This is a genomic window from Halogeometricum borinquense DSM 11551 (genome assembly GCF_000172995.2).
Taxonomy (GTDB): domain Archaea; phylum Halobacteriota; class Halobacteria; order Halobacteriales; family Haloferacaceae; genus Halogeometricum; species Halogeometricum borinquense.
Map to the genome: position 1 here is coordinate 1 of NC_014736.1, position 12,633 is coordinate 12,633.

Sequence of the window (12,633 nt, forward strand, 5' to 3'; positions counted from 1 at the left end):
CCGCGACATACTATTGCACGGTTGACATAAACTATTTTGAAACAACTTATTTAATCTCTGAGATAGAACAAAGCAGATCCGTCAAATTCACTCGACAACATGGAGTGATTTCGGTATGGGACAATCTAGAAACTCTTTGCTTCGACGCTCCTTCTCTACGCCTCAATTCATATCTCAATTTGCTTAACTCCGGGTCTATTTTCAGCGCGTACTTGCGTCGTTCACTGGTAGTGCTGAGCGACCATCTTCTTGTGAGGTATTATCTAACATATTTCAAAAATCTTCATTATGCCCCAGCCCCTATCTACAAATCCAACGGGAACGGTGAGGACCCACTGGACGATCGGTCTTGAACCGTCTGCAAGGATGGAGAAGAGACCGGTTAGGAGCGAACACTAAAGGACCTGTAACAGGGTCACAAGGTCAAAGCCCGAAGGAGAACCGAATCAACCCAAGAACCTCGTCGCCTAGGAGATGAGGTGTGAAGGCCAAGTAACGGACATCATGTAAGTGATGTTCGCGAAACCGGCGCAAGCCGGACGGGTCGTACGGGTTGTGGAAAACGTCTCCCGTCCAGGTCCAATTCGCTGTTCTCGTGGGATTTCCGGCCATTCTGCTTTCATTAGTTCGATTACCTAGTCTGTGGCTTCGCTCTGGAGACACTCAAACGAACAATCGAGCGAGCCGTTCCACGGTTGGAACGGTGTGGTTGTAGTCATCCCCAGTAGATAGTTTAATTAGATGATTGACCGACAAAATCCTTCCAGAGAAGAGCAGTCGATCCTGTCTCTGAATTCTCAGTCGTCGCTCGGTGAACTCGAATCTGATTGCCGAGTGAGAATCGTCTCGTTCTCTACGTTGATCTCACTGGAGTCCTGCACGTATTCCTTCGCGACGACATAACTCCCATAGAGGATAACGAGCAGCAGTAGCGAGAACGGTAGTGCCATCGTGACCGACAGCGACTGGATGGAGCTGAACTCCTTGAGTTCGAGCGACATCATTCCGAAGAAGGCCAGTAATGCACCCCACCACGCGCGATTTCGGGGATTCGGATTTTCGTTACCGAGCGTAATCGCGGAGATCATGAACACCGCCGAGTCGAGTGAGGTGATGATGTAGCCTGCGATGACGAACACGAACAAGACCGCCAGTACCGCCCCAAGGGGAGTGATTTGCAGGGCCTTGGCGACAGCCGCAGGTTTGCCAGCAGCGGCCATGATGTCTGCGACTGGTTGCTGGTATCCCGGCGCAAGTACCCATCCGCCGATGAGTAGGTGTTGGATCCACGTCAGGAACGTCGGTACCACGACAAGGACGACGAACATTTCGCGGATGGTTCGTCCCTTCGAGACGCGAGCAACGAAACTCCCGACGAAGATACTCCAAGCGGCCCACCATGCCCACCAGAATCCGGTCCAGTTGGCTGCCCAATTACCCGCGGATGTCGGCGCAGTGTAGAGCGACAGACGGAGCATCTCGCTGAGCCAGACGCCCGTCGCATCGAGACCGAGTTCGAACATGAAGATTGTCGGCCCGACCACGACAAGCAGCGCCATCGAAACACCGATCAGAAACATCGTCGCACGGGCAGCATTGCGGATCCCTTTTCTGAGGCCGAGCCAGACGTCACCGAGGAAGACAACGCCGATGAGCGCGAAGACCGCGTACGTCAGGACCGTTGCTTCGAGGTTAAACACGCGGCCGAGAATGGCTGCCATCGTTTGCGCACTGAATCCGAGCGTCGTCGAAATGCCGCCGATAGTAGCGACAACCGCGGCCAGATTGACCATCCAATAGAGTCCGGGAATACGGTCTTCATCGACGATAGCGGTGAGCATCGAACTGATCTTGTAATCACCGACACCGTCGGTATAGACGATGATCCCAAACGCAATCGCAACGGGGAGGTACCACATTGCAAGGCCCGGGAACACCTCGTGGATGAACATAAACGCCAGCGCCATTGCCTCTACGGACGCACCTTGGACCGGATACGGCTTCGGCGGCGGATTGCTGACGATGGAGATGGGTTCTGCGACGCCCCAGATGAGAATGGACGCACCGAATCCGACGGTGAATACCATCGATAGCCACGAGAACAGGTCAAACTCCGGTTCGGCATCGGGACCGCCGATTCGGAGATGCCCATACTGCGAGAATACCATTAGCAGGACAACAATCAACAGAACGAATCCGAGGAGGATGAACCACCAACCGAAGTAATTGAGGACCCACGTTTTCGCGCCGATGAGCGTGCTACTCAGTAATGACGGGTTTAGGAGCCCGAACCCACCGAGAGCGAGCATCACACTCATCGCTACGACGAACATGATCTTCTCTGACCACGAGGCCTCTTCAAGCCCCAAAAGATACCACGTTTTCATTCTCTGTTATCGGGTGAAAGAGCTGACTCTGTCGAAGCGTTTTGAAATACGATGTAACCACCGAGATCAATACTGTTGTTCTCAGTATTCCGAATCACAGTCGGGTATACCAACAGGCCAAGGGTATCCATCGGAAAAACCCGTTGTCTCTAACGGCCTTCGTGAGATGTTACCGATATATACACCTATTCGGATTCAATCCGATAGAGCTCTCCCCCTTCTGTACCCGAACACGGCTCAGTCCGATGGTTCGATCCTGTAGCCGGTGACAACGCCACGTCAAAGCATAGTTGAAAATAGCGGGGGCGTTAGCGGACGACTGGTCGGGTTCAACCGACGTAGATTGCAGTTCGGATCGTGTCCGTTTACAGATCTTTAGCGACCCGAAGCTCGGTATCAGTTACCGTTTCGACTGCCCCAGCAGGTACTTTGATATCATCTTCGTCGGCGTCACCAAATCCGAAGCCCTGAATCACTGCCTCGGCGATATCCGGATCTGGTTCGACGTACGCCACCTGCGCGTCCGTGTCCACTTCAGTTATGATTCCAATCTGTTCGGCTTCCTCGTCCATGAGATACTTCCCTTCGTCGGCGGTTGACAGGACGGACATACGGCCAAAAAATGTCTATGGGAATACAAAAAACCAGCACATTACATATTATCGCAAAAGAGGGAGTCGCGGAGCAGCGGTGAGCAAAGATCCGAACCGAGGGCAAACTGCCGAACGCCTCGCTCAGGGTTTCGTCTTCCGGTTTCGACCTGTTTCTTTGTTTCGCTTGGGCCGACTCAAAAGCGGTGCGACAGCTTTCAGAATCTTCGCCTCGGAGCGACGAAGGTGTTCGCCGACCGTTGAGGTGTTCGCGGTATCCTGTTCGGCGAGGTCGGCGATGTTGCACCCGCGTGGTGAATCGTAGTATCCCTCGTCGATGGCGCGACCGAGAACCTCACGCTGGCGCGGCGAGAGATCTTGGACAGCCCTGTTTGACCTCGCTCAGCCCCGTAAGTAGCCGGTCGAGTTCTGGCGTCCGAAGCGAATCGACCTCCACGTGGCCGATTTTCTGGAGTTCCTCGTGAGTTCGGCTGACCTGTTCGTGGTCGGAGGCGATGACGCTCCAGTGTTCGCGGCCGCCGGTCACTGTCGCCGGGACGGTGGGGAAACAGCGGTTGCGAAGCAGAACGTTCAACACGGGCTCTGTGTCCGTCTCGTAGTCGCCGGCCAAACTGACGAACGCCGTCTCGCGGTCCGCATCGTAGCTGACAAGCTGGGCCACTGTCATCACCTCGTGGTCGTTGAGCCACTCGACGAACGCGTCTGCATCGGAGACGTTCGTCGCCTCGATCATGGTGATTGAAATCCCTAATAACCGGTAGGAGTAGATGATCGCCGCTGAAATGTCCGGGAATCGGTCGTTCAGGTTCTCTGTCCAGCACCCTTCGTGTCGGATTCGGAACGTATATTCTAGCATTTGTGATCTGTACCTATTTGGTAGCAATTAGCAATCCACTTAGATACCACTACCCCCGCAAATATCCGGTGTGGTAAATAGTGGCGAAGGTGTCAGTTATCCTTCGCTTCTTCACGGAATTCGATGATGACCGCGCCGACGACGAGTAGGAGCGAGACGTAGAAGATGAGTGATGCCACGGCGGGCACTACTGGCGTGAATCCCTGTGTCATCCGTCCGTGTATCCAAGTGGTGATGGTGCTTTCGACACCCGAGAGATACGAGACGATGTAGTAGTTGTTCCATGCTAAGACGAACGCGAAGATAGCACCGGAGACGACGCCGTCTTTGATGAGCGGGAGTACGATCTTGGTGTACAGCGTAATCGAGTCTGCACCCAAGTCGCGTGCGGCCTCCTCAACGTTCGGATCGACCCCCAGCGCCGTGATGGAGACGACGAACATCACGATGGGAGAGATCCAGACGAGTTCGCCAACGATAGCCGGCAGGACGCCGTAACCCAGGCCGACGACACTAGCCCACATCGACATTCCAAGCCCGAGCAGGATGAGCGGGAAGAAGATGGGCAACAGCGCCAGCAGTTTGAACTTGTCCTGGTAGGGGAACTCGTGTCGCGTGTAGGCGATGGCACCGCCGGTGCCGATGATGGTGCTGATGATCGTGACCGGCACGGCGATGCGAACCGTGTTCATGAACGCCGAGCGGATGCTCCCCGATCCGAGCGCCGCTTCGTACCAGTGCAGCGTGAACTCGTAGTCCACGATGGAGAAGAACCGGCCGTCGTAGAACGACGCGATAACTAGACTCAGCAGTGGCAGGACGAAAAACAGCGCCACCAGAGCCACGTAGGCGTACCACGAGCCAGCTTTCAACTTGGCAACGAGCGGGCTAGTCCGCGCGGTGCTCATCGCTTCCCACCTCGTGAGGCGATTTCTTTGAGGTCGATGGTCCGGAGGATGATGACGCCGGCCACAACCGTGATGAGCAACAGTCCAACCGCCTGTGCTGATCCGAGCGGCCAGTTTTGGCTGTATCCGAACGAGTAGTTGATGTTGCTTGCCATGGTGTACACGGAACCGCCGCCGAGGATCTGTGCCTCGACATCCGCACCCAACGTGAGGATGAACACGAACAGCGAGCCGATGATGATACCCGGCATACTGAGCGGCAGCAGTATCTTCCGGAACATCGTCAGCTTGTTCGCGCCGAGATCCGCGGCCGCCTCGAACGTCGTATCCTCGATGCTCAGAAGCGACAGGTAGATCGGGAACAGCATGAACGGCATGTAGACGTAGGTCGTCCCGAGGATGATGGTCCAGCGCTGGTACATCATCGACGGATAGTTGGAGATCCCGAACAGGCCGACAATGCTGTCCAGCACGCCGTTTTGGACGAGGAACAGCGCCCAGCCGAACACGCGGATATTGACGCTGGTGAAAAGCGGGATGATGAGCATCAGCAGGAATACTAACTTGTAACGCTTGATCTTCCGCGCGAGCGCGTACGCCGCCGGGTAGGAGAACACGAGTGTCGTCACGGTCGTAATCGCACTAATGACGACGGTGTTACCCATGACCTGCCCGTAGATACCCGATCCGCTGAGGATTCCACTGATGATCTCGTCGTAGTTGGCGACCGTCCACAGCGACGGATCGAGTGAGATGGAGTTGGCTGGCTGGATCGAGAACAGCACGATGGCAACCATCGGGCCGACGAACATGAACAGCAGCAGCACTGTCAGCGGCAGCATGAACAGGTACGGTGGCCGTAACAGCGCCATCACGGGGTTATCATGCTCGGAGGCGTCGTAGAACGCGCCACGGAGAGATTCGATAGTTGACATTATTCTGGCACCAGAATGGACTTTCTGGCGTCCCACTGGAGGTACGCGGTGTCACCGACTGCCAGATCGACGCCTTCGAACTTCTCGAAGTCCACCTCGGCGACGTAGTCCTGATCGGAGTGGTCCGCCGACCCTTCGATAAGGACGGTGTTCCCGCGCACGAGGATGTTGTCGACGTGGACTTCGGCCCCGAAGTCCTTCCGGAGATCGGGTTCGACGATGCAGTCATCGTAGCGCACGACGAGGTACTCCGGCGGGATGTCGAGGTGGGTCTCGACCGGTCCCGAGTTCTCCAGCGCCGCGCTTGCGATGTCGGCCGTCCCGCCGGAGACGGTCTCCGCAGTCACGGGGAAGACGTTGGCGTCGCCCATGAACTCCGCGATGAACTTGTTGTTCGGCTCGCGGTAGATGTCCTCGGGCGGTCCCGTCTGGACGGTGTCGCCATCGTCCAGCACGAACAGCTTGTCGCTCATCACCAGCGCCGCCTCCAGTGAGTGGGTGACGTAGATGAACGTCATGTCCAGTTCGACGTTGAGGTCGGCGAGTTCGCGCTGGAGTCGCTTCTGCAGGACGTAGTCCAGCGACGCGAGCGGTTCGTCCAACAGCAGGATGTCCGGGTCGTACGCCAGCGACCGCGCCAGCGCGACGCGCTGTTTCTGTCCGCCGGAGAGTTCCGTCGCCTGCTTGTCTGCGTGGACCTCGGGGTCGAGTCGGACCTGTTCGAGCAACTCCTCGACCTGCCCGTTGACCTCCCGACCAGTGTTCTTGATCGGGAACTCGATGTTCTCTCTGACGGTCATGTGGGGGAACAGCGCCCACGACTGGAACACCAGGCTGGTCGGCCGCTTCTGTGGCGACGTGTAGGTGATGTCTTGGCCGTCTAGGTTGATCTCACCCGCAGTCGGTTCGAGGTGTCCGGCGAGCATCCGCAGCAACGTCGTCTTTCCGCAGCCAGACGGACCGACGATTGTAGCGAACTCGCCGGTTTCGATCTCCAGGTCCACGTCGTTGACTGCGACGAGCGATCCATACTCCTTTCGTAGATTCGTAGCCGTTAACATTGGTATCAGTGCGTTTCTGAGATCCCAACTGCGAGAAGAACAGCTCAGATGCGTGCCTTCGCTTCTCGCCAGATGGGTTCGAACTTGTTCAGATCCGGGATGCCGGTGTAGAACACCGAGCGTTCGAGGATGTCCGGGATGTCGTCAACTCGGAGCACCTCGCGCTGTCTGTCGTTGTAGTTCTCCCAAGCCGTCTTGTGCGGGACGACGTTCGTCCCACCGGATGTCGGCCAAGAGAGTTTCAGTGCGTTCTCGCCTTGCTGCATGTACGCGAGGTAGCTGTCCGAGACCGTCGGCTGTTCTCCCTTGACGAATGCGGTCGTCTCGACCCAGATGACGCCGCCTTCTTCGGGCACGTGGGCCTCGAACTGGAGGTTGCCACCGCGTCTGAGGGTGCCGTTAATCCAGTTGCCCGAGATGAACCCGATGTCGATCTCACCAGATTTCAGCGCCTGATTCATCGACGCGAAATCCGGAAGCAGGGTCTTCGCGTTGTCGAAGAGGTCGAACGTCGCCTGTCGGACCTGCTCGACCTCCTCGTCGGTGTGTTCTTTGTACGGGTCGATACCTTCACGCAGCATGATTATCTGGATTCCCCAGAACATCAGGTCGTAGACGCCGACGTCGTACTCTTCGGACCACGCCGCGTCGTAGGTCTTGTAGTCGTCCGCCGAGACGGTGTCTTTGTTCACGACGAACGACGCCCAGCCGAAGCGCTGGGGAGCACCGTACATCTTCCCGTCGAGGTCGAACGTGTAGTCGTCCTCGTTGACGAAAGCGTACTTGTAGCCGTTCTGTTTCTGGAAGACGTCGATGTACTGGTCGAAGGTGTACGGTTTCCAGTCTTCGTAGCTGATGGGTCGGATGAGGCCCGCTTCGGCGAGGCGCGGAATCCACGCCATATCGAAGGTGGCTTGGTGGAACTGCTTCCACTCGCCGGACTTGAGACGGTTGAACGCCTTCGGGTTCGACGTGAACAGATCCAGTTGCGTGTTGCAGTCGAACTGTTCACGGAACGGGTCCTGCACGTTCGAGGCGTCGTATCCCGTCCACGTCAGGTGGTTGATCGTCTCGCCCTCCTTGTCGTTCTCGTTCGGCGAGTACAGGGCGTCGTACTCCTTTGCCGGCACCATCGCCAGCGGCTGTGTACGCCAACTCCCGCCGTCACTACCGCTGTCGCCGCCGCCACCGGAACATCCTGCCACGCTGGCGACACCAGTCGTCGCAGCCGCTTCCATCAACCGTCGTCGAGTGAGGCTTGGTTTGTCAGTCATTGCTCACCGTGCATTCCTGTTTCCGGATGCGATGCGGATGATATCCCTCGTATCGGCTGTTTTCTGACTCATCACGGATTTTCATGACCTAGTGAGAGGCATTACCATTCTGCCGGCTACATGTGGTGATTTATAACACCCCCCAAGATTGATATCCTCTTTCAAACTCTCGGCATCCCCTTTAGAGGGCGTTGATGGAACGCTGGTGACGGTCGGCACGGGGAATTCTCTCCATCGCTTCTGTTTGCCAATCGGGACACCGTGCGAAGGACAGTGTCTGAGAAGGACCCCCGAGACGGAAAAAGCGATACTGAGCGAGTCGGAACCGTTCAGAGGACGTTGCGGTACTCCAGTTCGCCGTCGAAAGCGCGTCCGAGGATCGTCTCGATATCCTCTTGGCGCGTTTGTCGTGGATTGCCGGTGAGACTCCCATCGTTGAGCGCGTTCGCTGCGAGTTCCGGAATGGCGTCGCGCTCGGCGTCGGTGTCTGCCAACGTCTCTGGTATTCGGACGCTGTCGCCGAGTTCGCGCGCTGCACGGACTGCTTTGTAGGCTTCACGCCGGACGGGAGCGTTGTGGTCGATGTCCTCGCCGAGGCGCTCGGCGACGGCGACAAACTTCTCGGGTACCTGCGGGAGATTGTACTCCATCACGTAGGGAAGGACGATGGCGTTGATGAGTCCGTGAGGGACGCCGAACTTCCCACCGACCTGATGAGAGATGGCGTGGACGGCACCCAGCCCGGCCCCGTTGAAGGCCATCCCGGCCTGTGAGGAGGCTCTGGCCATCTTCCCGAGCGCTTCGTCGTCGCCACCGCGGTACTCGACCGCGCGCGGAAGGTACTTGCCAACCTTCTCGATGGAGTCCAGTGCGAGCGAGGAAGTCTGACTCTGAGCTTTGATCGAGACAAACGCCTCGATGGCGTGAGTCAGCACGTCCATTCCGGTCGCGGCCTTGACCGGTGCGGGCGCGCTGGCGGTGAGTTGTGGATCGATCAGCGCGAGATCGGCCAGTAGTTCCACGTCACCGATCTCCTCTTTGATGTCAGTCTCGCTGTCGCGGACGATACACCAGTGACCGACCTCGCTCCCGCTGCCGGACGTGGTTGGCATGTAGATGGTCGGCGGCGTGTCGTATTCGACGTTGCTGACGCCCTCGTAGTTGAGGATGTGACCGCCGTTGGTTGCGAGGATGGAGGCGGCCTTCGCGGTGTCCATCGACGAGCCGCCGCCGATGCCGATGAGCATGTCTGCGTCTGCCTTGTCGTACATCTCGGCGGCCTCGTGAACGACGGTGTCGGTCGGATCGGGAACGACACCGTCGAAGACGGCGTAGTCTTTCCCGGCGTCTTCGATGGCGTCGAGAACGGGGTCGAGGACACCCGCAGCGCGGACGCCTTCGTCGGTTACGATGAGTGCGCGCTCGGCACCGAACGATTCGAGGTACGTACCCGTCTCGGCTGCTGTGCCGTGCCCGAACAGGATGCGGTTCGGGACGTTCCACATGTGGCTGTTTTGAGTCATGGTATCGTTGCTCCCGGTCGTGACAGTGGACCGGCAGTATCTGTCTAGTAGACATCGCTTCCGGGCATACCGATTCTGCCACACACCTGCGAGCGTTTAAGTACGCTGTGAAAATGAGGATCGAAGTCAACCGTCCTCGTCCAGTGGGTAGAGCGGACGAGAGACGTGTTCGTAGTCGAATTGGGTGAGGTCAGGATGACACAGCCCCGGTGCTGCAACCTCACGGATAGCGCCAGCCATCGGCTCGAATGCGGCGCGGTAGTGGACCGTACTCTTGAGAACGAGAACGCGCTGGCGTTCGGGTGTGATGCCCATCCTTCGGAAGGCTTCGGGGTCGTAGGGTTGCTGGCGGTGCGAGCCAACGATGACATCGATGCCGTCGATCTCTAGGACTGCGGTGCGACCGAGGTTCACTCGGAGACCACGAGACATCGGTCCATAATTCCGGTACGAGCCGTCGGAAATGAGTCGAACCCTCCCCTCAACTGCGAGCGGGTCACCGTTGTCCTCGATGTGGCCGCCGAGATCGACGGCGACAGTGTTTCCAACGCCGGCCTCGACCGCAGCGGCAACGGCGTCAGGGTCAACGATGAGCGCGAGCGCGGCGTCTTCGATTCCTGCGTCGAGCAGTGATTCGAGGATGAACGTCCCGTCCTCGGCGCTGCCGCCGCCGGGGTTGTCCGCGAGGTCGGCGAGCAGAAGTGGGCCGCCCTCGGTGTCGGCGTCCCAGTTGGCAGCCGCTTCGACAGCATCACCGACGCTGGTGTAGTCGTGGTCGAACTCGTGGCGGCGCTCGTAGGCCGATTCGGCCAGCGCCTTGCAGGTCGCTCGCGTCTCTTCTGCGACGTGCGTGTCGCTCACGCCGACGACCGAGAAACCGGCCTCTTCGACGTCGGCGTAGGCGAATCCACCGAAGACGGAGACGTCGGGTCGGAACTTCGCCTCGCTGGCGGCTGCCTGCTGGAGCAGCGATTCCATCGGCTCGATATCGGTCTGTAGCGGCGGGAGCGGCGGCAGGAGAGGGGCACGCTCGACGACAACCTGCGGGTCGAGGTCGCCCGAGAGCGTCGCGGCCATTGCCCGGGCTGCTGTTTCGCCCGTGTCGCCGATATCGACGTGTGGATAGGTATCGTAGCCGAACAGCCCGTCGGCGTGTTCGACCATCCGCTCGGAGATGTTCGCATGCAAGTCGAGACTGGCCATCACGGGGATGTCGCCCGCGGCCTCGCGGACGCGTTCGAGGATGTAGCCATCACCGTCGGGGTGGTCCTCGCTGACCATCGCGCCGTGCAGCGCTAGCAGGACGGCGTCCGGTTCGGATTTCTCGATACCCGTGAGGACCTCATCTAACAGGGAGGAGAGCGCATCTGCCGTGACGATGCCGCCCGGCGTCGCGTCGGCGGCGACGGTCGGGACAACGTTCCAGTTCTTTTCGTCGGCGACGCGGAGGAACCCGCCGATAGCGGTGTTGGAGCCGCGGAACTCCGGCGGAATCGTGTCACCGTAGTGTAGCGACGCGTCAGCGAACTGGTCGATTCCGGTCGGGAGCGACGAGAACGTGTTCGTCTCGTGTTCGATCTGCCCGAGAACGACGGTGGGGTCGCTCATCGGTAGCCTGCACCCATGTCACCGTGTTCGACTACCACGCTATTGACCGTGGTGAACGCTTCCACGCCTTCGAGGCCGCCCTCGCGTCCGATTCCGGACCGCTTGTTGCCGCCCCACGGACTCTGGGGCATCGAGACGGGGAAGGTGTTGACCGCAACCAGGCCGTGATCGAGTCGGTCGGCGTACCGGGTTGCGTCGAGGCTGCCGGTCCAGAGGCTGGCCGCCAGCGCGAAGTTCGAATCGTTGGCCAGTTCGATGGCCTCCTCGACGGAAGAAACTGTGATGACAGAGAGGACTGGACCGAAGATTTCCTCCTGTGCGATGCGCATGTCGTTGGTTACGTCGTCGAAGACAGTCGGTTCGAGGAAGTTTCCATCCGCGAGTTCGGGGTCGTCGGGACGCTTGCCACCGGTGAGAAGCGTCGCGCCCTCTTTCTTTCCCACCTCGATGTAGTTCAGCATGTCCTCTAGGGCATCCTCGGATATGACCGCACCCATGTCTGTTTCTGGGTCCGTTCCGGGACCGAGCGTGATTGCCTCAGCCTGTGCGACGATTTCATCGACGACCTCCTCTTTGATGTCCTCGTGGACGATGAGCCGAGATTGGGCGACGCAGTTCTGCCCGGTGTTCGAGAAGATACCGGTGGCGACGCCGACGGCGGCGTTCTTCGGATCCGCATCCGGAAGGACGATTGCCGGCGCTTTCCCGCCGAGTTCGACGTCAACCGGGATGATATGCTTCGCGGCGGATTCCAGAACGTGCTGGCCGACCATCGTCGATCCCGTGAAGCTGATGGCGTCAACGTTGGCGTTGTCGGACAGCTCCCCGCCGACCTCGCTCCCCGGGCCTGAGAGGAGGTTCACGACGCCGTCGGGGAACTCCTCGACCAAGAACTCGCCGTACCACATCGTCGTGAGCGGGGCCTGACTCGGCGCTTTAGCCACGACAGTGTTGCCCGTTGCTAGTGCGGCGGCGATGGACCGCGAGCCTAAGAGGAGTGGGTAGTTCCACGGAACGATGTGGGCGGTGACTCCGTAGGGGACACGTTTTGTGTAGTTGAACCGGTTCGACGGGGTTGGGACCGTATCGCCGCGCACTTTGTCCGTGACGCCCGCGTAGAAGCGGAACTGCGCGACGGTTTCGGCCACTTCTCCTTCAGCAGTGGCGAGACACTTGCCGGTCTCTCGGCTCAGTAGCTCTGCGATTTCGTCGGCTTCGTCTTCGATCCGATCCGCGACGGCGGCGAGCGGTGCCGACCGCTCACTGGGATCACTGTATCGCCACTCGCGTGCCGCCCGCTGAGCGGCCTCGATTGCGTCGGCCGTCTGCGCTGCCGTCCCGCTTGCGACCGTCCCAAGTACGTCGCCCGTCGCCGGGGCGTCTACCGACAAGCGCTCTTCGGTATCCACCGCTGCACCGTCTATCAGCAGTCCGTAGTCCATGCCAAACAACGACACGCCGTCGGCCCTA

General features: G+C 59.0%; 11 protein-coding genes. All 11 read right to left on the reverse strand.

All coding sequences use genetic code 11. The features are described from left to right. Positions 1-797 precede the first annotated feature (797 nt). The 11 genes from HBOR_RS17315 to HBOR_RS17360 all read right to left on the reverse strand — a co-directional run bounded on the left by HBOR_RS17315 (position 798) and on the right by HBOR_RS17360 (position 12,605). On the reverse strand, positions 798-2,387 hold the full coding sequence (locus tag HBOR_RS17315; protein ID WP_006053354.1) for a BCCT family transporter: 1,590 nt from the start codon (positions 2,385-2,387) through the stop codon (positions 798-800). Between the two features lie 365 nt (positions 2,388-2,752). Beyond that, positions 2,753-2,998, reverse strand: a complete 246-nt coding sequence (locus HBOR_RS17320; RefSeq protein WP_006053355.1) for a hypothetical protein — start codon at positions 2,996-2,998, stop codon at positions 2,753-2,755. A 123-nt stretch (positions 2,999-3,121) separates the two neighbouring features. Beyond that, positions 3,122-3,316, reverse strand: coding sequence for a helix-turn-helix domain-containing protein (locus HBOR_RS20405; protein WP_244880417.1), 195 nt, complete (start codon positions 3,314-3,316; stop codon positions 3,122-3,124). Positions 3,317-3,332: 16 nt separating this feature from the next. Further along, positions 3,333-3,731, reverse strand: coding sequence for a DNA-binding protein (locus HBOR_RS20410; RefSeq protein WP_244880414.1), 399 nt, complete (start codon positions 3,729-3,731; stop codon positions 3,333-3,335). Positions 3,732-3,946: 215 nt separating this feature from the next. Beyond that, positions 3,947-4,762 carry an ABC transporter permease gene (locus HBOR_RS17330; RefSeq protein ID WP_006053357.1) on the reverse strand — a complete coding sequence of 272 codons (816 nt, stop codon included), beginning with the start codon at positions 4,760-4,762 and terminating at the stop codon, positions 3,947-3,949. After that, positions 4,759-5,697, reverse strand: coding sequence for an ABC transporter permease (locus HBOR_RS17335; protein WP_006053358.1), 939 nt, complete (start codon positions 5,695-5,697; stop codon positions 4,759-4,761). The genes HBOR_RS17330 and HBOR_RS17335 overlap by 4 nt, the downstream gene beginning before the upstream one ends. Further along, a complete protein-coding gene (locus HBOR_RS17340; RefSeq protein WP_006053359.1) occupies positions 5,697-6,758 on the reverse strand; it encodes an ABC transporter ATP-binding protein in 1,062 nt (353 codons plus the stop codon). Before HBOR_RS17340 ends, HBOR_RS17335 begins: the two co-directional genes overlap by 1 nt. Positions 6,759-6,802: 44 nt before the next feature. Next, a complete protein-coding gene (locus tag HBOR_RS17345) occupies positions 6,803-8,032 on the reverse strand; it encodes an ABC transporter substrate-binding protein (RefSeq protein ID WP_013446613.1) in 1,230 nt (409 codons plus the stop codon). A gap of 329 nt (positions 8,033-8,361) precedes the next feature. Continuing rightward, the gene (locus tag HBOR_RS17350; protein WP_241432272.1) at positions 8,362-9,555 is read right to left on the reverse strand and encodes an iron-containing alcohol dehydrogenase family protein; all 1,194 of its coding nucleotides are present in this window, start codon (positions 9,553-9,555) and stop codon (positions 8,362-8,364) included. A gap of 126 nt (positions 9,556-9,681) precedes the next feature. Beyond that, complete coding sequence (locus HBOR_RS17355) at positions 9,682-11,163, reverse strand: M81 family metallopeptidase (RefSeq protein ID WP_006053362.1); 1,482 nt, start codon at positions 11,161-11,163, stop codon at positions 9,682-9,684. Then, positions 11,160-12,605, reverse strand: coding sequence for an aldehyde dehydrogenase family protein (locus HBOR_RS17360; protein ID WP_006053363.1), 1,446 nt, complete (start codon positions 12,603-12,605; stop codon positions 11,160-11,162). The genes HBOR_RS17355 and HBOR_RS17360 overlap by 4 nt, the downstream gene beginning before the upstream one ends. Positions 12,606-12,633: the final 28 nt, after the last annotated feature.